This is a genomic window from Aeromonas sp. s7(2024), assembly GCF_040907825.1.
Lineage (GTDB): Bacteria > Pseudomonadota > Gammaproteobacteria > Enterobacterales > Aeromonadaceae > Aeromonas > Aeromonas veronii.
This window is the reverse complement of record NZ_JBFOCM010000037.1, coordinates 162,034-182,729: the sequence shown is the minus strand read 5'-3', so window position 1 is coordinate 182,729 and position 20,696 is coordinate 162,034. Positions and strand designations below refer to the sequence as shown.

The following is a 20,696-nucleotide window of genomic DNA, read 5'->3' as shown; positions in this document are numbered from 1 at the left end:
TCGGTATTAAAGGATGGAGTAAACAAATGACGGAACGTCGGTGCGGAGAGAGGACCGACGTTCCGTTGCACAGCTATCAGGCCAGAACCAGACCGTTATCGTAGTAAGCGATAGGCGCTTTGTCGCCCTCACCCTCGAAGGTCACCAGTTCCCAAGCCTCCTGCTCGGCCAGCAAGGCACGCAGCAGCTTGTTGTTCAGGGCATGTCCGGTCTTGTAGGCACGAAACTCACCGATGATGCTGCGGTTACACATATAGAGGTCACCGATCGCGTCCAGCATCTTGTGCTTGACGAACTCGTCCTCATAACGCAAACCGTCTTCGTTTAGTACCCGATAGTCGTCCAGGACCACGGCGTTTTCCAGGCTTCCGCCCAGCGCTAGGTTCTGGGAACGCAGGTACTCGATATCGCGCATGAAACCGAAGGTACGTGCACGGCTGATCTCTTTCACGAAGGAGGCACCGGAGAAGTCCAGTACGCAACGCTGATTGCGCCCTTCAAAAACCGGATGCTGGAAATCGATCTCGAGATCCATCTTGAAGCCGTTGCGATAAGGGTGGAATTCCGCCCACTTGTCGCCGTCTTCAACCCGGATGCTCTTCTTGATCCGCACAAACTGCTTGGCAGCATTCTGCTCACGGATCCCGACTTCCTGCAGCAGGTAGATAAAGGGATGCGCACTGCCATCCATCACCGGGATCTCGGGCGCGTCAACCTCAACGTAGAGGTTGTCGATCCCCATCCCTGCCAGCGCGGCAGAGAGGTGCTCAATGGTAGAGACACGGACACCGGCTTCGTTGACCAGAGCGGTACAGAGCACGGTATCGCGCACCTGATCGGCATTGGCTGGCAGCTCCACCACAGGATTCAGGTCGGTACGCAAGTAAACGATCCCTGTGTTCACAGGCGCCGGACGGAACGTCATGGTGACTTTCCGGCCCGAATGCAGGCCGACACCAGTCGCCTGTACACTCGTTTTCAAGGTTCTTTGTCTAATCATGGGTGTACCCTAAACAGCTTAAAATCCGGACCAGATGGTCGTTGGCAGACCATCTTAGCACATTCCTTGAACAACAAACAAACAAGAGCCATAAGAGGCTTAGTCAGCTTGCTTGCGCAGGAACGCCGGAATATCCAGGTAATCCGGTTCACGACGAGCTTGCGGCTCGGCGTTGACCACCTTGGCCGGGGCTTCGTCCATCACGCGGCCTTGCATCATGTCGCTAACCAGCGGCTGACGCACCGGGCGCTCTTGCACCTGGCTGCTCTTAACCAGAGTGATGTCCGGCTTGCGCTCGGCACCGATACCGGTAGCAACCACGGTCACACGCAGTTCGTCGTGCATTTCCGGATCGATTACGGTACCCACTACTACAGTGGCGTTTTCGGAAGCGAAGGCCTTGACCGCGTTACCTACGGTTTCGAACTCTTCGATGGTCATGTCCATACCGGCGGTGATGTTGACCAGGATGCCACGGGCACCAGCCAGATCCACGTCTTCCAGCAGCGGGCTGGAGATGGCTTTCTCGGCCGCTTCTTCAGCACGGTCATCACCAGAGGCGGAACCGGTACCCATCATGGCGGTACCCATTTCGCGCATTACGGTACGCACGTCCGCGAAGTCGACGTTGATCAAGCCCGGACGGGTGATCAGCTCAGCAATGCCCTGTACCGCGCCAAGCAGTACATCGTTGGCCGCCTTGAAGGCATCCAGCAGGGAGATACCGCGACCCAGCACCTTCAGCAACTTGTCGTTGGGGATGGTGATCAGGGAGTCGACGTTCTTGGAGAGCTCTTCGATACCGTGGGCGGCAAAGCCCATCCGCTTCTTCCCTTCAAAGGAGAACGGCTTGGTCACCACAGCAACGGTCAGGATGCCCATCTCGCGGGCCACTTCAGCCACGATCGGCGCAGCACCGGTACCGGTACCACCACCCATACCAGCGGCGATGAACACCATGTCGGAACCGGTCAGCAGCTCACGCAGCGCTTCGCGATCTTCCATGGCCGCATCACGACCCACTTCCGGATTGGCTCCGGCACCCAGACCCTTGGTGATGCCACCGCCGATCTGCAGGGTAGTGTTGGCGCTGGAGTTACGCAGTGCCTGGGCGTCGGTGTTGACGGTAATGAACTCAACACCCTCAATATTTTGACGAACCATGTGCTCGACAGCGTTACCGCCGCCGCCACCTACACCGATCACTTTAATGACGGCTTCGTCAGTGTGGCTATCCATAAATTCAAACATGTTGTCTCTCCGCTTTATTTGCCTGACTCAGCAAAATTCTTAGAACTCGCCACGCAGCCAGTTGCTAACCCGTTTGACCAGGCCACCGACGCTTGCCTTGGCGGCATATTCTTTGTTGCTACCTGTGGCTTGATGGGTGCGGCCATATTGCAGCAACCCGACCGCAGTCGAGTACACCGGTGCCTGCACGTAATCACTCAAACCACGTATGTTCATGGGCTCTCCCACCCGGACCTGGCTCTGGAAGATCTGCTCTGCACACTCCACAATGCCTTCAATCTGGGCAGCGCCGCCGGTCAAGACCACACCGGCTGCCAGCTGATGCTTGACCCCCTGCGCTTTCAACTCGCTTTGTACCCGCACCAGCTCATCATTCACCATGGAGAGCAACTCGGTGTAACGGGGCTCAATCACTTCAGCCAGTGTCTGCCGTTGCAGGCTGCGCGCCGGGCGACCGCCGACACTGGGTACTTCAATATTGTCTTCCTTGCTGACCAGACGGCCGAGGGCGCAACCGTAGCGCACCTTGATCGCTTCCGCGTCAAGCGGCGGCGTGCCAAAGGCGTAGGCGATGTCGCTGGTCACAGTGCTGCCAGCATACGGGATCACCTTGGTGTGGCGCAGGGCACCGCCGGTAAACAGCGACATATCCATGGTGCCGCCACCGATGTCCACCACGCAGACACCCAGCTCTTTCTCGTCTTCGGTCAACACGGCATAGCTGGAGGCCAGCGCGGAGAAGATCAGTTGATCCACGCGCAAGCCGACCTTCTCCACACATTTCTCGATGTTGCGGGCCATGTCGTTGTGGCAGGTGATCAGGTGAACCTTGGCAGCCATCCGCACACCGGAGAGGCCAACCGGATTCTTGATCCCTTCCTGATAATCGATGGCAAACTCCTGAGGCAGCACATGCAGCACCCGCAGCTCGTCGGAGAGGCGAACCGACTTGGCGGTGTGGATCACGTTGTCCACATCCTCCTGGGTCACCTCTTCATCGGAGATGGGCACCATACCGGTCTCGTTGCGGCAGTCGATATGCTTGCCGGACAACCCCAGATAGACCGAGCTGATCTGGCAATCTGCCATCATCTCGGCCTCTTCCACCGCGCGGCGCAGTGACTTGACCACGGAGTCGAGGTCATTGACCCCGCCCTTCTCCATTCCGCGAGAAGCGTGACTGCCCATACCGATGACGTTCAGTTCACCGTCCGGCAATACTTCCCCGACCAGAACCGCCACCTTGGTTGTGCCGATATCCAGTCCGACAATCAAATTCCTATCTGCGGTGTTGGTCATGCACTTTCTCTTCGCTCTTCTTCCAGCCAACTGCCATTCCGGTGTCATATCGAAGATCCACGTAGGCGACTTGCGCACGGGGTTCGATAACCGGGAAGGCATCGATAAACCGCTGCAACCGGAGCGCAATGTCATTGCGTCCCAGGAACAGCTTGATATTGCCATCCAGGGTCAGTTCCCAGGCATGGCGGGGGGTCAGATTCACCCCCAGCAACTTGTATCCCTTGGCAGCCAGTTGCGACTCGTACTGCCGACTCTCTTTCAACACCCGGGCGGCCTGGTCATCCGGCCCTGACAGCTGCAACAGCGGCGTCTTGACCCGATCCGGGGCACTGAATACCTTGCCCTTGGTGTTGACGAAGCGGTTGCCATTCCAGCGCGCCGCCACATCTTGTTCCGTGAGGTAGATCTTGATCTTGTTCGGCCACTTCTTTCGTACCGAGACCGAGGCCACCCATGGCAAGGCATTGAGCCTTGCCTGCAATTCGTTGACGTCCAATTCGAAGAAGTTACGCAGCTCTGCGCCATCCAGCACGGCCATCCGCAGCTCTTCGGTTTGCAAATACTGGTGTTGCCCCTGCAGCAACAGCTCGCTCATGGGCAACCGGTTGGCATCTGTCAGCCAACCTTTAACATCCAGCGCCGTCCGGTAGCAGCCCCATATCACCAGCAGGAAAAACGCTACCCCTGCGATGAAGCCACCCTTGGTGCGCCCCTGTGCCCTTGCCTCCACCCGATCGATCCCCGTGTAACGCGCTAAACCGGCCTTTGACAGACCGGTTCGCCATTATATAGGCCCCGGCTTGGCGGTCAAAATACTCATTGGGCCCTCAGGCGCCAGATTTCATGCTATCTATGCTCAATTTCATCTCTCCGAGACGACGGGCCAGTGCCCCGACGTTCCCGGCGCCTTGAGTCAGCACCAAATCCCCCTCGCCGATCAGATCGGCCAGCACGGCTGGCACGTCATCTGGCGTGGCGACGAAGATGGGTTCCAGGTTGCCACGCGAGCGAATGGAGCGGCACAGTGCCCGTCCATCAGCGCCCGGGATCGGCTCCTCACCGGCAGCATAAACCTCCAGCATCACCAGCACGTCTACCTTGGAGAGCACATCGGCGAAGTCCTCGTAGAGGTCGCGGGTGCGGGTATAACGGTGCGGCTGGAACACCATCACCAGACGCTTCTCGGGCCAACCGGCACGGGCGGCGTTGATGGTGACCTTCACTTCGCTCGGGTGGTGACCGTAATCGTCCACCAGCATCGCCTTGCCGCGACCGGTTTCAAACTCGCCATACTGCTGGAAGCGACGACCGACCCCTTCAAATTTGGCCAGTGCAGAGATGATGGCCTCGTCGCTGACCCCGTCCTCTGTCGCGACAGCTATCGCCGCTGCGGCGTTCAATGCGTTGTGAATACCCGGCAAATTGAGGGTCACCTGCAGCTCACCCGCCTCTTTGCGGCGAACACGGAAGCAGCTGTGGTTGGTGGTCTGGACAAAATCCAGCACCTGTACATCGGCATCGTCAGAGAGACCGTAGGTCAAGGTCGGACGGGCAATCTCGGGCAACATGCCACGGATCACCGGATCATCGATGCAGACCACCGCCAGCCCGTAGAAGGGCAGATTGTGCAGAAACTCGATGAAGGTGGCCTTCAGCTTGGAGAAATCACCGCCGTAGGTATCCATGTGATCCGCTTCGATGTTGGTCACGATAGAGACCATCGGCTGCAGATGCAGGAAAGAGGCGTCGCTCTCGTCCGCCTCGGCAATCAGGTAGCGGCTGCTGCCCAGTCGGGCATTGGTGCCGGCACTGTTGAGCAGGCCACCGATGACGAAGGTCGGGTCGCGGTCGGCTTCGGCATAGATGCTCGCCACCAGACTGGTGGTGGTGGTCTTGCCGTGGGTACCGGCAATGGCGATACCGTGACGGAAACGCATCAGCTCGGCCAGCATCTCGGCACGGCGCACCACCGGGATCCGCAGTTCGCGGGCCGCCAGCAGCTCCGGGTTGTCCTGCTTGATGGCAGTAGAGACCACTACCACGCTGGCACCCTCAACGTGTTCGGCACTATGGCCGACGAAGATGTGGGCGCCCAGTCCGGCCAACCGCTCGGTCACGGCGTTGCGAGCCAGATCAGAACCCGTTACCTGATACCCTTCGTTGGCAAGCACTTCGGCGATCCCGCCCATACCGGCACCACCGATGCCGATAAAGTGGATGCGACGCACGCGGCGCATTTCGGGGATCACAGTACGCAGTTTTGCCAGTTCAACCTTGGTCATAATCATCTCTTTAGTCTGCCGCAGGCCATGTGCCGTCAAAGCACGGCGGCATCAATACATACAGGTACAAGGCTGCACGGTGTCACCGCTGCAACCTTGCTCATCAATCTTTACCACGCTGCCCGGTTGCGAGCTGTTTGCACTCATCGGCAACCCGCTCGGCCGCATCGGTGATGGCGACGCGGCGAGCCGCTTTCGCCATGTTAAACAGGGTCTCCCTGCGACCAGCCAGCCAGGTCAGGCGCGCCGCCAGTGAGGCAGTGTTCAGCTCGGACTGGGGCAGAAACTCGGCCGCACCGCCGTCGACCAGGGTCAGGGCGTTACGGGTCTGGTGATCATCCACCGCATGGGGCAGTGGCACAAAAATGGCGGCCACACCGGCGGCAGCCACTTCGGAAACAGTCAGCGCACCGGCACGGCAGACCACCAGGTCGGCCCAGGCGTAGGCGCTGGCCATATCCTTGATAAATTCGCTCACCTCGGCATTTATGCCGTGCTGGGCATAGGCAGCAGACACTGTCTCGGCATTGCCCTTGCCACACTGGTGACGCACTTCAATGGGCACGCCGGATGCTGCCACCGCAGCAGGTACCTGCTCGTTGAGCACCCGCGCACCCAGACTGCCACCCACGATCAGCAGATGCAGTGGCTCGGCTCCGCTGCGCAGTTGCGGATCCGGCAGAGCGACCACTTCGGGACGCACCGGATTACCCACCACAGCGGTACGACGGCTCGGCGCGAAGGCACCCGGAAATGCCATCAGCACCCGCCTGGCGATACGGGCCAGCAGCTTGTTGGTCATGCCGGCAGCGGCATTCTGCTCATGGAGCAGCAACGGGATGCCGGAGAACCAGGCCGCCACGCCACCCGGGCCGGAAGCAAAACCGCCCATGCCGAGCACCACATCAGGACGAACGGTCTTGAGCACCTGACGCGCCTGCAGGATCGATTTGACGATGCGATAGGGCGCAACCAACAGTCGTTTGATGCCGTTGCCACGTACTCCCTGAATATCGATGAAGGAGATGGGATAACCGTGGGCGGGCACCAGTTCCGCCTCCATCCGGTCGGCAGTGCCGAGCCAGTGGACAGTCCAGCCCTGGGCCTTCAGGCGATCGGCCACGGCCAGACCGGGGAACACATGCCCACCGGTACCACCTGCCATCACCAACAGAGTCTTGCTCACTAAACCTCCCGCACGCGCGCCTGGGCTGTCGCCTGACGCAACTCAAAATCGATTCGAATCAACATGCTCACCGCCACCGACATGATGATGAGACTGGAACCACCGTAACTGACCAGCGGCAGCGTCAAGCCCTTGGTCGGCATCATGCCGCTGGCCGCGCCGACGTTGACGAAGGTCTGGAAGCTGAACCAGATGCCAATGCCGATGGCCAGATAACCGTCATAGAGCCGCTCTGCCACCAGCGCGCGATGCCCCAGCTTGAGCGCCTTGACCGCCAGCGCAAAAATCAGGAACAGGGCGCCCAGCACCCCGACGTAACCCAGCTCTTCACCGAGGATCGCAAACACGAAGTCGGTGTGCGCTTCCGGCAGGTACTCCATCTTCTGGATAGAGTTGCCAAGCCCTTCGCCAAACCAGCTGCCACGACCAAACGCCATCAGCGACTGGGTCAACTGGTAGCCACTGCCAAACGGATCGGCCCAGGGATCCATAAAGGAGGTCACCCGCCGCATCCGGTAGGGCTCGACGATGATCAGCATCACCACCGAACCGAGGCCCGCGCCGATCAGGGTCAAAAACTGCCCCAGTCGGGCACCGGCCAGAAACAGCATGCCAAACGAGGTAACGAACATCACTACGGTGGAACCCAGGTCCGGCTGCAACAGCAGCAAGACCGCCAGCACCCCGAACACCGCCAGCGGTTTCAAAAAGCCGATCCAGGCTTCGCGCACTTCGCTCTGGCGCCGTACCAGATAGCCGGCCAGATAGACAAACAGCGCCAGCTTGCCAAACTCGGCAGGCTGCAGGTTGAAGGGGCCGAGCGGCAACCAGCGCACCGCACCGTTGACGTTCCGCCCCACCAGCAAAACCAGCACCAGCATCAAGATCGCCAGCAGCAACATGGGGCCGTTGTGCTGTTGCCAGCGCGCCATCGGCACCTGCAACACAAACCAGGAGATACCGAGCGCCATCACCAGAAACAGGGCGTGACGCTTCACAAACATGAAGGGGTCATCCCCCAGCGCAATCCCTTCGGGGATCGACGCCGAGGCCACGATGACCACCCCGACCGCCATCAGGGAGAGCGCCAGCAGTACCAGCTGCCGATCGTAGAGACCGGCAGGACGCGCCGGTAACAACCAGCGCTGGAACAGACCTGCTGCTGCGCGAAGGGCGTTCATAGTGCCAGCACCATCTCGGTGAAGCGATCGCCGCGCACCTCGAACGACTTGAACTGATCGAGGCTGGCACAGGCCGGCGCCAACAGCACCCAGTCACCGGGCTTGGCATCGGCCGCTGCTTTGGCAACTGCAGCGGCCAGGTCGGCCACCCGTTCGGTCTGCTCGCCCAGTGCCAGCAGCACCTCGGCATCCTGACCAAAGCAGTACATGTGATCGATCTGGTTGCCCAGCAGCGCCTGGATCGGGCCAAAATCCTGCCCCTTGCCCTGACCACCGGCCAGCAACAGCAGGCGCCCCTTGACCGACTCGCGCACACCGGCAACGGCAGCCAGCGTGGCCCCCACGTTGGTGGCTTTGGAGTCGTTGATCCAGCGCACCCCGTTCACCTCGCGCACGAAGCGGGCACGATGGGGCAAGCCCTCGAAACGACGCAGCACGGTAAGCTGAGCCGCACGGGGAATACCGACCGCATCGCACAGCGCCATGGCCGCAAGGGCGTTGGCCTGATTGTGGGCACCGACGATCTTCATCTCGTCCACCGCCAGCAGCGGTTCGCCGTGCAGGGTCAACCAGTAGCGACCATCCAGCAGGCAACGGCCATAGCCATTGCAATCAAGACCAAAGCTCTGCCACACCTGACCCACATCGGGCAGGGTCTGGGCATCGTCACGATTGACCAGAATGTGTTTGGAGTGCTGATGGATCTCCATCTTGGCGGCGCGATAGTCGGCCATGCCCTGATAGCGATCCATGTGATCTTCTGAGAGGTTCAGCACCACGGAGGCGGCAGCACGCAAACTATGAGTAGTTTCCAGCTGGAAGCTGGAGAGCTCCAGCACGCAGAGATCCATCGGCTGCTTGAGCAGCTCCAGCGCAGGCGTGCCGATATTGCCGCCCACACCGACATTGAGACCGGCTTCGGCAATCATCTCGCCCACCAGGGTAGTGACGGTGCTCTTGCCGTTCGAGCCGGTGATGGCGATGACCGGGGTCTGGGTCTCGCGCACAAACAGCTCGATATCACCGACGATCTGCACACCACACTCGGCAGCCGCTTTCAGTTCGGGGGTCGCCAGCGCGATGCCCGGGCTCGCGACGATCATGTGCGCCTGCTTGAGCAGTGCCTCGTCGAGACCGTGAATAAGCTCCACCTCCGGCGGCAGTTGATCCTTGCCGGGCGGGTTGGCACGGGTATCCATCACCAGTGGCGTCACGCCACGGCCGAGGAAGTAATCGACACAGGAGAGCCCAGTTTTGCCCAATCCGATGATGATGACCATGGCCTTACCTCACCTTCAGGGTGGCAAGACCCAGCAGCACCAGCACGAGGGTAATGATCCAGAAGCGCACAATGACGCGCGGCTCCGGCCAGCCCTTCTTCTCGTAGTGGTGATGGATCGGCGCCATGCGGAAGATCCGCACGCCGCGCAGCTTGTAGGAACCCACCTGCAGGATCACCGAGACGGTCTCCATCACGAAGACGCCGCCCATGATCACCAGCAGGAACTCCTGACGGACCAGCACGGCGATGGTGCCGAGCGCGCCGCCCAGCGCCAGGGAACCAACGTCCCCCATGAAGACCTGCGCCGGATAGGTGTTGAACCAGAGGAAACCCAGACCTGCGCCGACGATGGCAGTACAGACGATCACCAGCTCGGAGGTATAGGGCACGTAGGGAATGTGCAGGTAGTTGGCAAAGTTGACGTTACCGGTAGCCCAGGCGATCAGGGCAAAGCCCCCCGCCACCATCACGGTCGGCATGATGGCCAGACCGTCGAGACCGTCGGTCAGGTTGACCGCGTTGGAGGTGCCGACGATGACAAAGTAGGTCAGTACGATAAACATCAAGCCAAGCTGCGGCATCACATCCTTGAGGAAAGGCACCACCAGCTGGGTTTGGCCCTCATGGGTTGCGGTCGCATAGAGGAACACCGCCACCGCCAGCGCTACCGCGGATTGCCAGAAATACTTCCAGCGCGCGATCAGGCCGTCGGTATTCTTGCGCACCACCTTGAGGTAGTCGTCGGCAAAGCCGATGGCGCCATAGGCACCCAGCACAAACAGCACCAGCCAGACATAGGGGTTGTCGAGGCGGCACCAGAGCAGCACAGACGTGAAAATCGCAGCAATGATCATCAGGCCACCCATGGTCGGGGTACCCCGCTTGCTGAGGTGGGACTCGGGACCGTCGTTGCGGATCACTTGACCGAATTTCAGGATCTGCAGGCGACGGATCAGGCGTGGCCCCATCCAGAGGGCAACCCCCAGTCCGGTAATGATCGACAGGATGGCGCGAAACGTCAGGTAGGAGAAGACGTTGAAGAAGGTGAAGTGCGGTGTGAGCAGTTCGGCCAGCCAGACTAGCATGTGGCTGACTCCTGACGGTCTTTGACCATCTCGACGATATCTTCCATGCGGGAGCCACGTGCCCCCTTGACCAGAATCGAAATTTCCTGATGTGTATTTATCATTTGCGCAAGCACTTCAAACAACGACGCCTTGTTATCGAAATGTCGGCCAACCGCGGCATCTGCGGTGTGGCGACTCTCTTCCCCCACTGTCAGCACGGCATCCAGACCGCGCTCGCGGGCATGACGGCCAACCCGGGCGTGTTGCTCGGCAGACTCCTCACCCAGTTCCCGCATATCACCAAACACCAGCACCTTGAAGCCGCCCATGGCGGTCAGGGCATCGATGCCCGCCAGCACGGATTCCACACTGGCATTGTAGGTATCGTCCACCAGGGTCAGACCGCCCCAGCGCTGCACGCAGAAGCGCCCCTTGACCGGCGCCATCTGCTCCAGCCCCGCCTTGACGGAGCCGAGGGATGCGCCGAGGGCCAGACAGCCCGCGGCGGCAGCCAGTGCGTTGGCCACGTTGTGGCGACCCGGGATCGCCAGAGTCAGGCTCAGCTCACCCTGCGGGGTCACCATCACGAACTCGGCGCAGCCTTGTTCGTTGAGCACAAGGTTGCGCGCGTGGAACGGCTGGCTCTGATCTTCGATGGAGAAGGCGCACTGAATGCCGCGTTCCCGCCACTTCGGCCAGAATTCGTTGTCGGCATTGACGATGGCGGTGCCAGCCTGGCTCAGCCCCTCAAAAATTTCGCTCTTGGCGTGGAACACCCCTTCCAGCGAGCCGAAGCCCTCCAGATGGGCCGCCGCCACGTTGTTGATGATGGCGGCATCGGGTTTGGCCAGCGAGGTAGTCCAGGCGATCTCGCCCGGATGGTTGGCACCCAGCTCCATCACCGCAAACTTGTGCTGCGGCTCGAGGCGCAGCAGGGTGAGCGGCACGCCCACCTCGTTGTTGAAGTTGCCAGCGGTGGCCAGCACTTCCCCTTCGTTGCGCAGGATGGCGGTTGCCATCTCCTTCACCGTGGTCTTGCCGCAGCTGCCGGTAATGGCCAGCACTTTCGGGTTGATGCGCTCACGCACCAGTTTGCCGAGACGGCCCAGTCCTTTCAGAGTGTCGGTCACCACCAGCTGGGGGATGGCCAGCGGCAGCTCACGCTCGACCAGCAGGGCAGAGGCCCCTGCCTGAACGGCCTGCTCGCAAAAATCGTGGGCATCGAAGCGCTCGCCGCGCAGAGCAACGAACAGGGCACCCGCGCCCAAAGTGCGGGTGTCGGTACTGACGACGGTGATCTCGCCGTCGTCACCAATCAGACGGGCATCGAGTACCTGCGCCAGCTCGGCAAGCCTGAGGGTCATCATTTGAATGACTCCAATAATGTGTGCAAGGCGGCCGCGACGGTTTCCCGGTCGCTGTAGTGCCGCTTGTCGGTTCCAATGATCTGATAATCCTCGTGACCCTTACCGGCCACCAGGATGATGTCCTGTTTGCTCGCCTGACCGATGGCCAGCGCAATCGCCTTGACCCGGTCGTGCTCCACCTGCACCGCAGCAGGATCGCGAAGACCCGCCACCATGTCGGCCATGATCCGGGCCGGCTCCTCGGTACGGGGATTGTCGTCGGTCAGGATCACGCGATCCGCATACTGCTCGGCCATGGCGGCCATCATGGGGCGCTTGCCGCGATCGCGGTCGCCACCACAACCGACCAGGCACCAGAGCTGGCCTGTGCAGTGCACCCGCAGGGCCTGCAACGCCTTCTCCAGCGCATCCGGGGTGTGGGCGTAATCGACCACCGCCAGCGGCGTATCGCCACCGCCGAAACACTCCATGCGACCGGTCACTGGCTGCAATTTCGGGGCAGTTGCCAGCAGCTCGTTGAAGTCGTAACCAAGCACCAGCATCACGCCCATCGCGGCCAGCACATTGCTGACGTTGAAGCGCCCGAGCAAGGGGGCGGATAATACACCATTCCCCCAGCTTGAGTTAATCTGCGCGCGAAAACCTTGCTGGTGAAAATCGAGCTGCTGCGCCGTTAATTGACGGCCAGAATGGTGTTCAATCGGGCCATTAACGCTGAACGCCACAGCTGCCGGGTACTTTTCGAGCCACTTGGCACCCAGCTCGTCATCGCGGTTGATCACTGCATTCGACTCATCGACCAGTTGCAGCAACTGCTCTTTGGCCGCGCCATAGGCTTCCATGGTGCCGTGGTAGTCGAGGTGATCCCGGCTCAGGTTGGTGAAAACGGCAGCGGCAAACGGCAGTGCGGCAACACGATGCTGCACCAGACCATGGCTGGAGACCTCCATAGCCACCAGATCCGCCCCCTGCGCTTGCAGCGCAGCCAGATTGGCTTGCACCTGCACGGCACTGCCGGTGGTATTTTCCGCTTCGATCAAATTGCCAAACAGGCCGTTGCCGATGGTGCCCATCACACCCGCCTTGCCACCCAGCAGGGTGCGCCAGTTGGCGACCAGCAGCGCTGTAGTGCTCTTGCCGTTGGTGCCGGTGATCCCGACCAGATCCAATTTTTGGGCTGGCTGATCGTAGAAATAGCCCGCAAGAGCAGAGAGGTGAGCGGGCAGATCCCGCATCCCGATACAGGGAACCGGAGTCGATGGTGGGATAAATTCACCATCCTCCTCAAACACAACAGCGGTCGCTCCCTGAGCCACCGCCTGTTCGATAAACCGTCTGCCATCCACCTGATGACCACGAATGGCCACGAAAAGCGAGCCGGGGCCAACCCGCCGACTATCCAGCTGGATATCGGTCAAGGTGAGCGCCGGCGCCTGGATACCGAAGGGGCGCAGTAATGCATCAAGTGCGCGGGACAAGAGAAGCCTCCGTACGGGCAAGTTTGGTGGGCACCGCTGGCGGCACCGCATCGGGACGAATATTGAAGAGCTGCAGCACCCCGCCCATGGCCTCTGCAAACGGTGGGGTCGCCACAGCGCCGCCATAATAGGCGCTGCCTTTTGGCTCGTTGATCACCACCACCATGACGAAACGGGGATCACTGGCGGGTGCGAAACCGGCAAACCAGGCCATGTAATCCTTGCCATAGCCACCGGCGACGGCGACCTTGGCGGTACCACTCTTGCCACCAACCCGATAGCCCGGGATCTTGGCTTTTGGAATGGCGTTGTCGACCACATACTCCAGCGCCTGCAACATGGCAGCGGCGTTGTTGTGATCAATCACCTGCTCACCCTTGGGCGGCGTAGTCACCTTGACGATGGAGAGCGGCACCCGTTTGCCCTTGTTGGCCAGGGTGGCGTAGGCGGAAGCCAGCTGCAGCGGGGTGACTCGCAGACCATAACCGAACGAGAGGGTCGCTCGCTCGATATCGGACCAGCGACGACGCTGGGGCAGCATGCCGCTGCTCTCGCCCATCAGCCCGCTGCCAGTATCCATGCCGAAACCGAACATGCTGAGGGTATTGATCATCTCCTGCGCCGGCATCCGCAGCGCGATACGCGACATACCGATGTTGGAGGAGTAGCGCAGGATGTCGTAGAGGTTGGTCGCCTTGTGGATACTGACGTCCTTGATCTGCTTGGCACCGATAAAGAGCGGACCACCGGGAATGAAATCTTTCCAGCTGGTGACACCTGCCTGCAAGGCACTGAGCAAAATCAATGGCTTGACGGTCGAACCCGGCTCGTAGGTATCGGTCACCACCCGGTTGCGTACCCGGAAGCTCTGATACTGGCCGCGGTTGTTCGGGTTATAGGAGGGGGTGTTGACCATGGCGAGCACTTCACCGGTCTTGATATCCAGCATCACCATGGAGCCGGAGGTCGCCTTGTTCTCGTCGGTTGCCCGCTTGAGGGCACGGTAGGCCAGTGCCTGCACCCGCTGATCGATACTAAGCTGCAGATCGTTGGCGTTCTTGCCCTCTTTGACGATGCCAAGCCGCTCGATGACGCGACCTTGACGATCCTTTCGTACCCGCATTTCGCCGGGTGTCGCCGTCAGCCACTCGTTGTAGCTGCGCTCAATCCCTTCAATACCGCTGCCATCAATGTTGGTCACCCCCACCAGATGGGCGCTGATCTCGCCGGTCGGATAGAAGCGGCGCGCTTCGGGGCGCAGGTAAACGCCACCCAGCTTGAGCCCCTTGATATATTCCGCCACCGCAGGAGTAACCTGACGCTGCAGATAGACGAAGCGCTTGCTGGGGTTGGCGATGCGATGCTTGAGGGTATTGATGTCGAGCTTGAGCACGGCGGAGAGCGCCAGCCAGGCTCGCTCATTATTGATAGCCCCGGATTCATGCACCGTCTTGGGATCGGCCCAGACCGCCTCGACCGGTACCGAAACCGCCAGCTGCTCGCCGTTGCGATCGGTGATCATGCCGCGCACCGCCTGGGTAGAGGTGGTACGCAGGGAGCGCATGTCACCCTCCTGACGCAGACGATCCGGATTGATCACCTGGATCCAGGCCAGACGCAGGATCAGACCCACAAACGCGATGCCGATAAACACCGCAAGCGTGCGAAAGCGCCACGGATAGATCGATGGCGCTTTGACATTCGCTTTGGCAGCTTTGGCTGTAGCCTTGCGTTTCATGGTTGGGTAATTACCTTCTCGGTGGTCACCAGCGGACGACCCATCTGCAACTTGTCCATCGCCAGACTCGCCACCCGGGAGTGTTCAGCCAGGGTGCCCTGTTCCAGCAACAGGTGGCGCCATTCGATATTGAGGCGATCCTCTTCCGCCATCAGATCGTTCTGCTTGGCCGTCAGACCACGGGTCATGTTGGTCACCAGGATCACGGCAAACGCGGTCACCAGCACGGCGACCGACAGAAAAATCTGCAGCTTGTGCCGCCAGAGATCGGCAACGATCTCCTTGGCCAGATGAACACGCACTTCGCTCATCGCTTACTCCGCCAACCGTTCGGCAACCCGCAGCACCGAGCTGCGTGACCGGCTGTTTTCAGATATTTCATGATCAGAAGGCTTGAGCGCCTTGCCGACCGACTTCAATTTGCGACCGCCTGCCAACTGGGCCTCGGTCAACGGAATGCCGTAAGGCACTTCCGGCCCCTTCTCGTGCTTGCGGATGAAATGCTTTACCAACCGGTCTTCCAGCGAATGGAAGCTGATCACCGACAGACGGCCATGTGGTGCCAGCACTTCCAGCGCACCGTTGAGCGCGGTTTCGATCTCGTCCAGCTCGCTGTTGATATAGATGCGAATGGCCTGGAAGCTGCGAGTTGCCGCATGCTTGCCCTTCTCCTTGCTCGGATTGACCCGGGCAATCATCTCCGCCAGTTGGCGGGTACGCACATAAGGCTCGGTCACCCGGTCGTGCACGATGGCACGGGCGATCTTCTTGGCAAAACGCTCCTCACCGAAGGTCTTCAGCACCCAGGCGATGTCATCCACATCGGCCTTGGCCAGCCACTCGGCGGCGCTCTGACCGGAGGTGGGGTCCATCCGCATATCGAGCGGACCATCTTTCATAAAGCTGAAGCCGCGCTCGGCATCATCCAGCTGGGGTGAAGAGACCCCCAGATCCAGCAGGAAGCCATCCACCTTGCCCAGCAAACCGCGCTCATCGAGATAGGAGGCGATGCCGGAGAAGGGGCCGTGCACAATTTCGAAACGGGGATCCTGGATCTTGGCCGCTTCGGCGATCGCCTGGGGATCGCGGTCGATGGCGATCAGGCGGCCATTGGGGCCAAGGTGCTGCAGGATCAGACGAGAATGACCACCACGGCCAAAAGTACCGTCGACGTAGACACCGTCCGGCTTGATGGCCAGACCTTCAACGGCTTCGTGCAGCAGCACTGTGATGTGTTCAGCGGCTTGGGTCATTTATAAAGAGAAATCCTGTAGTCGTGGTGAGCTTGCCCAATCGTCCCCGGGCAGACCCAAGATGTCGTCATTGACCTGTTGTTGCCAGCGGGCTTCATCCCACAACTCAAACTTGTTGAGCTGGCCCACCAGCATGATTTTCTTGTCCAGCCCCGCATGGTTGCGCAGTGGCTGACTGAGCAGCAGACGGCCATTGCCATCCAGCTCGCATTCGGTTGCATGTCCCAGCAGCAGACGCTGCAAACGGCGCTCTTGCGGATTCATGCTGGAGAGAGTCTTGAGCTTGCGCTCGACCTCTTCCCATTCATTCAGGGGATAAAGCAGCAGACAGGGATGGGCAATATCGATGGTGCAGACCAGCTGGCCGTCGCTTTCGTCGCGCAGCCAATCACGGAATTTGGTCGGAATTGCCAGCCGCCCTTTACTGTCCAGGCTGATGGCATGAGCGCCACGCAACAAATTGCAGTCCCTGAAGGTGAGTGAGCAGGCAGATTGCCCCTCTAAAAACCACTTTGATCCACTTTTCCCCACCTTGAAGTTTAAGGACGTGCAGGGGGCTTTTCAAGCAAGGAGATGGGACAGAGGGAACATATTGACGCAGCAATTGCATGCTGCGGATTGAGTAGGTTGATTTTCCAAGAGTTATTGCTGAAAAAACAGAAAGTGATTAATAAGCAGCAAGTCGGTGAGCGGTCACTATCTGGGCGATATGATGAAACGGAACAATACCACTGCACAGAGCAAAATACTGACACATATCACTGGATAGATGATGTAACCATCTTTCGAACGGCGAGCACGCAGAGACACCAACTGACAAAGCAACAGATTGTAAATAATCAGCAGGGATGTCAGCAGAATATTGGTGGCAAATGTCAGCTCTTGAGCGTAACCAATGTATAAGCCCATCAGAATGAAATTGGCGAGTATCAGATACAGCAAAAACTTCTGAATCGCTTTACCCGAATTTGGGCTCTTTTTTACTCGTGTTATCATGCTTGCTACGTCCTGGATTACACATGATCAGACGACCTTAAATTCAAAAAACTGTTGAGATATATCATGTTTTTATTATTGCGCGATCCTTGCTCAACAATTGCCCCATGACCCGGCTCGTTTTTTTGCTAATGAGTGGGATGTTAATGATATCAACATCTTGCCATGCTTATCACAATTATCACTGGCAAGCTGGTTTCCCAATCCCGATCCAGGGAAAAGGGGTCGACTTGGTCAGCCAGCAGCAACAATTCCTACTGAAGCAGCGCCCTTATCTCCAACAACGTCTTGCGGAGACACAGCCCGTTATTCGCTGGATCGCGGGACAGGTTCACGAACGCAAACTGCCGCCCTTGCTTGCCTTTGTTCCTTTACTGGAAAGCAGTTACCGATTGGATGTGGTCTCTTCTGCTGGCGCCGCAGGCCCTTGGCAGCTGATGCCAGATACCGCCACCCGATTTGCCATTCCCATCACCAGCGAATTTGATGGGCGCTATTCACTGCCATTGGCGACAGAGGCTGCCCTTTCCTATCTGGCATGGCTTTATCGCTTCTTTGGCAATGACTGGCTGCTTGCTATGGCCGCCTACAACGCAGGAGAAGGGCGGGTACTCAATGCGGTTTTAAAAGCGGGGACACGTAATATATGGGAACTGGAACTTCCGACTGAAACACGCGTTTATGTCGCGCGCTTTGTTGCGCTGGCAAGACTGCTTGATATGGCTGACAGCTATCAGTTTCAACTTCCGCCATGGCACAGCGGCAATGACTTGCAAATATTCCGTCATCCGAACGGCTGCTCACTGCCCGCGTGGGCTCAGGCAAAAGGCGTATCAATGAATGAAGCCAGCCGCTGGAATCCGGCCTGGCAACTCCCTGTCGCGCAAGGGATAACCCATTGCCCTATCGTCTATAGCAAGGGCAAAGCCCCCACCGCCAACCGGAAGAAAGGGGCGACCGCCATTGTCAAAGCGGTCTCACTGGACAGTCTGCATGATCCCCTGTTGCTGAAAGCTGCCAGGGGGCTTGATATGAGTCGAGGCGAGATCAGACTGGAACGCTTGCCTGATCCTCTTGGGATTCAGCAGAAGCGGCCGCTGATTGCGGCACCATGAAACAGTGGCGCCAATGGCTCAGTACAGGAGCCAAATCAACCTCTTCCGGATATGACCAGCGAGCACCATAAAAGCAGAGCTGCCGACCAATAGCGCGACGATGAGTGATGTTGCAATCCAGCGCAATTCGCGGCAACAGGGAGAGCGTCACCGTTTCGGGTAATTCAAATCGAGCCGGAGCAAGGAAACCGACCCCGCCCGGGCCAATATCTTTGATCACTGCGCGGCCGATGCTCTTATCAAACAGCAATCCGGAAATCAGCAATCTGGCCGCAATCCCGCAACTCTGTGACTCAAAAGGCGTAGTTCCATCGTGCAGATACCAGCGCGGTACCTTTCTGCGTGGATCATTTTGCGAGGTATGCAGCGGAAACTCGATCTCAGGGTCGTCCATGGGAAATCATCTCCTTGGCATGACTAGCTGCCGCTTGCGTTTGGGAGCTGAAAAGTTGCTCCAGATTCGTTTCTGCCTGAGTTGTCATGACCAGCAATTCAATGCGCCGATTACGGCTGCTTTGCGGATTCCGGGTATCTTCCAGCATGGTATCGGCCATCGCGACAACCTGCCCGACCCGTTCAGGTGGCATGCCACCCACCAGCAACACCCGTCTTGCCATCATGGCGCGGTCTGACGACAGCTCCCAGTTGCTGTAATTGTCACCGGCAAACGGTGTGCTGTCGGTATGGCCAGAAATCATGACCCGATTCTCGATACGCTGGAATATGGGTGCCAGCGCCATCAACATATGGCGAAAGAAAGGGCTGATACGGGCACTGCCGCGGCTATACATTTCCCGATCCGCGTCATCACGGATCAGGATCCGCAATCCTTGGGGAACAATTTGAATCTCGAGGTTATTCTTCGCCTGCATCTGCTCAGCAAGATGGTCGATAAAGCTGGCCAGCTGCTTCATCTGAGCCTCACCCTCAAGCTTACCTATCAACAGCTTTTCATACCCGCCGCCCGGACCATCAGAAAAAATGCTCTGATTACGATCCATATGCTTTGGCATCAGCTGACCCTGCTGATCGAACTTGGGGTTAAGCTCATCCATCACAGAGGGGTTGCCACCGAGATCGACAGGATAGGGGCTGTTGCGAATATCAAACGGGTTGGCCTCACTGTCCATGATGCTGTAGTCCCGCAGGCGGCTGGCAACGACTTCCCGCTCCTCCTGATTTGACACAGCGAGGATCCAAAGCACCATGAAGAACGCCATCATGGCCAACGTGAAGTCGGCAAATGCCACCTTCCAGGCGCCTCCCCCTTTGGGACCGCTGTTACGACGCTGCTGGCGCTTGACGATAATCTGTTCGTGATTGCGCATTACATCGCCCTGTTGGTCACCCAATCTTCCAGCTCAAGGAAGCTTGGTTTGACTTCAGGCTCCAGGATCTTGCGACCCGAATCGACGGCAAGCAGCGGTGTCTTGCCACGCAACTGGGCAATCAGGATCGACTTGATGCACATCAACAAACCGATACGGCGCTTGACCATCTCTTCCATGGCATTGCTAATTGGCTCCAGCAAGCAGTAGCAGAGGAAAATACCGATAAAGGTGCCCACCAGAGCGGCCGCCACATGGACACCGATATTGCTCAGTGGGCCGTCCAGTTGCTGCATGGTGATGATGATCCCCATCACCGCAGCAAGAATGCCGAAGCCCGGGCAGGCCTCGCCGGTTTTGTGCAAGGCATGAGCAGGCTTGAGCATGTCTTCTTCAATGGCCATAATCTCCTGCTCCAGCACGGTATCCAGTTCATGGGGTGTGATCTTGCCCATTCCGAGCAGACGCAGGTTATCGATAATGAAACCAAGCAGTTGGGGATCTTCCGAAATCTGGGGATACATCAAGAAAACCGAGCTCTGCTGGGGATTTTCAATATGCTCGTCGAGCGCCTTCATCCCCTTATTGCGTGTCTCTTCAAGCAGTTGATGCATCAGAGTCAACAGCTCACGATAGACCTCTTTCTCTTCTTTGTTGGCTTTGAAGCACATTTTTATCTGCCGCCACATTTCATGCATCACCTCTTTCGAGTTGCCAAGAAACATGGAGCCTACCGCTGCGCCGATAATGATGATGAGTTCGGCTGGCTGCCACAAGGCGGCGAGGTTCCCCCCGGCCATCATGAAGCCACCCAGCACGCACACTAATATGACGCCGATGCCAATCTGTTTTTGCATGAATGTTCCCGCA

At 58.9% G+C, this 20,696-nt stretch carries 19 protein-coding genes; 1 reads left to right on the top strand and 18 read right to left on the bottom strand.

What is annotated here, in order from left to right:
* Positions 1–76: 76 nt before the first annotated feature.
* From lpxC to mraZ, 15 genes are all read right to left on the bottom strand, one after another.
* Complete coding sequence (gene lpxC / locus AB5Y73_RS17500) at positions 77–1,000, bottom strand: UDP-3-O-acyl-N-acetylglucosamine deacetylase (protein WP_005336146.1); 924 nt, start codon at positions 998–1,000, stop codon at positions 77–79.
* Between the two features lie 99 nt (positions 1,001–1,099).
* The gene (gene ftsZ / locus AB5Y73_RS17495) at positions 1,100–2,251 is read right to left on the bottom strand and encodes a cell division protein FtsZ (RefSeq protein ID WP_005336147.1); all 1,152 of its coding nucleotides are present in this window, start codon (positions 2,249–2,251) and stop codon (positions 1,100–1,102) included.
* A 39-nt stretch (positions 2,252–2,290) separates the two neighbouring features.
* A complete protein-coding gene (gene ftsA / locus AB5Y73_RS17490; protein ID WP_005336148.1) occupies positions 2,291–3,550 on the bottom strand; it encodes a cell division protein FtsA in 1,260 nt (419 codons plus the stop codon).
* On the bottom strand, positions 3,531–4,283 hold the full coding sequence (locus AB5Y73_RS17485) for a cell division protein FtsQ/DivIB (RefSeq protein WP_005336149.1): 753 nt from the start codon (positions 4,281–4,283) through the stop codon (positions 3,531–3,533). The genes ftsA and AB5Y73_RS17485 overlap by 20 nt, the downstream gene beginning before the upstream one ends.
* 97 nt (positions 4,284–4,380) lie before the next feature.
* Positions 4,381–5,835: a UDP-N-acetylmuramate--L-alanine ligase gene (gene murC, locus AB5Y73_RS17480; protein ID WP_005336150.1), complete on the bottom strand. Its 1,455-nt coding sequence runs from the start codon at positions 5,833–5,835 to the stop codon at positions 4,381–4,383.
* A 103-nt stretch (positions 5,836–5,938) separates the two neighbouring features.
* Positions 5,939–7,021 carry an undecaprenyldiphospho-muramoylpentapeptide beta-N-acetylglucosaminyltransferase gene (gene murG / locus AB5Y73_RS17475; protein ID WP_181497036.1) on the bottom strand — a complete coding sequence of 361 codons (1,083 nt, stop codon included), beginning with the start codon at positions 7,019–7,021 and terminating at the stop codon, positions 5,939–5,941.
* Positions 7,021–8,202 (bottom strand): cell division protein FtsW, encoded by a 1,182-nt coding sequence (ftsW, locus tag AB5Y73_RS17470; RefSeq protein ID WP_005336154.1) that lies wholly within the window; start codon positions 8,200–8,202, stop codon positions 7,021–7,023. Before ftsW ends, murG begins: the two co-directional genes overlap by 1 nt.
* Positions 8,199–9,482, bottom strand: a complete 1,284-nt coding sequence (murD, locus tag AB5Y73_RS17465) for a UDP-N-acetylmuramoyl-L-alanine--D-glutamate ligase (protein WP_005336156.1) — start codon at positions 9,480–9,482, stop codon at positions 8,199–8,201. The genes ftsW and murD overlap by 4 nt, the downstream gene beginning before the upstream one ends.
* 4 nt (positions 9,483–9,486) lie before the next feature.
* Complete coding sequence (gene mraY / locus AB5Y73_RS17460) at positions 9,487–10,569, bottom strand: phospho-N-acetylmuramoyl-pentapeptide-transferase (RefSeq protein WP_005355120.1); 1,083 nt, start codon at positions 10,567–10,569, stop codon at positions 9,487–9,489.
* Positions 10,563–11,918 carry a UDP-N-acetylmuramoyl-tripeptide--D-alanyl-D-alanine ligase gene (gene murF, locus AB5Y73_RS17455; RefSeq protein ID WP_181497035.1) on the bottom strand — a complete coding sequence of 452 codons (1,356 nt, stop codon included), beginning with the start codon at positions 11,916–11,918 and terminating at the stop codon, positions 10,563–10,565. Before murF ends, mraY begins: the two co-directional genes overlap by 7 nt.
* Positions 11,915–13,447, bottom strand: a complete 1,533-nt coding sequence (gene murE / locus AB5Y73_RS17450; protein ID WP_181497034.1) for a UDP-N-acetylmuramoyl-L-alanyl-D-glutamate--2,6-diaminopimelate ligase — start codon at positions 13,445–13,447, stop codon at positions 11,915–11,917. The genes murF and murE overlap by 4 nt, the downstream gene beginning before the upstream one ends.
* Positions 13,380–15,134 carry a peptidoglycan glycosyltransferase FtsI gene (locus tag AB5Y73_RS17445; protein ID WP_005336163.1) on the bottom strand — a complete coding sequence of 585 codons (1,755 nt, stop codon included), beginning with the start codon at positions 15,132–15,134 and terminating at the stop codon, positions 13,380–13,382. The genes murE and AB5Y73_RS17445 overlap by 68 nt, the downstream gene beginning before the upstream one ends.
* A complete protein-coding gene (gene ftsL, locus AB5Y73_RS17440) occupies positions 15,131–15,445 on the bottom strand; it encodes a cell division protein FtsL (protein WP_005336166.1) in 315 nt (104 codons plus the stop codon). The genes AB5Y73_RS17445 and ftsL overlap by 4 nt, the downstream gene beginning before the upstream one ends.
* Positions 15,446–15,448: 3 nt before the next feature.
* The gene (gene rsmH, locus AB5Y73_RS17435; protein WP_181497033.1) at positions 15,449–16,387 is read right to left on the bottom strand and encodes a 16S rRNA (cytosine(1402)-N(4))-methyltransferase RsmH; all 939 of its coding nucleotides are present in this window, start codon (positions 16,385–16,387) and stop codon (positions 15,449–15,451) included.
* Complete coding sequence (gene mraZ, locus AB5Y73_RS17430; protein WP_013723406.1) at positions 16,388–16,846, bottom strand: division/cell wall cluster transcriptional repressor MraZ; 459 nt, start codon at positions 16,844–16,846, stop codon at positions 16,388–16,390.
* 677 nt (positions 16,847–17,523) lie between these two features.
* Between mraZ and AB5Y73_RS17425 the strand changes: the two genes are divergently transcribed.
* Positions 17,524–18,498 (top strand): lytic transglycosylase domain-containing protein, encoded by a 975-nt coding sequence (locus tag AB5Y73_RS17425; RefSeq protein ID WP_234829626.1) that lies wholly within the window; start codon positions 17,524–17,526, stop codon positions 18,496–18,498.
* Here the strand turns inward: AB5Y73_RS17425 and AB5Y73_RS17420 are convergent.
* Genes AB5Y73_RS17420 through lafT form a run of 3 tightly spaced genes read right to left on the bottom strand, consistent with a single transcriptional unit; the run spans position 18,431 to position 20,683 of the window.
* Positions 18,431–18,892, bottom strand: coding sequence for a hypothetical protein (locus tag AB5Y73_RS17420; protein WP_106843501.1), 462 nt, complete (start codon positions 18,890–18,892; stop codon positions 18,431–18,433). The genes AB5Y73_RS17425 and AB5Y73_RS17420 overlap by 68 nt on opposite strands.
* A complete protein-coding gene (lafU, locus tag AB5Y73_RS17415; RefSeq protein ID WP_106843500.1) occupies positions 18,879–19,826 on the bottom strand; it encodes a lateral flagellar motor protein LafU in 948 nt (315 codons plus the stop codon). The genes AB5Y73_RS17420 and lafU overlap by 14 nt, the downstream gene beginning before the upstream one ends.
* Positions 19,826–20,683: a lateral flagellar motor stator protein LafT gene (gene lafT, locus AB5Y73_RS17410; protein WP_019444796.1), complete on the bottom strand. Its 858-nt coding sequence runs from the start codon at positions 20,681–20,683 to the stop codon at positions 19,826–19,828. The genes lafU and lafT overlap by 1 nt, the downstream gene beginning before the upstream one ends.
* Between the last annotated feature and the right edge of the window lie 13 nt (positions 20,684–20,696).